General features: G+C 53.8%; 1 pseudogene. It reads right to left on the minus strand.

The features are described from left to right. Positions 1–266 (minus strand): annotated as a pseudogene (locus ACTHTA_RS11500) (IS481 family transposase); the annotation flags it as partial.

Below are 266 nucleotides of genomic sequence, written 5' to 3' on the forward strand. Positions count from 1 at the left end.
ACCGAAAGCATGGTTGGCCGAGCCTTTATATTCCGTACCGTTGTCGGAGTAAACGCACTCAATCAGGTATGGGCAGGAATCAATCAGGTGTCCGGTCAGAAACTTGGCGGCACTATCTGCGCTTTTGTCCGGCAAAATGGCGGCGTATAGCTCCCTTGAGAAATCGTCGATGGCGACAAACAGGTAATCCCGCTTATCGGTGGCTTTCTGCCCTTTGAGCAGCGGCAGCCGTTTGGTATCGAGATGTACCAGCTCTCCGGGGTAGG

It is taken from the genome of Neisseria sp. P0013.S005 (genome assembly GCF_051958425.1).
GTDB classification, from domain to species: domain Bacteria; phylum Pseudomonadota; class Gammaproteobacteria; order Burkholderiales; family Neisseriaceae; genus Neisseria; species Neisseria subflava.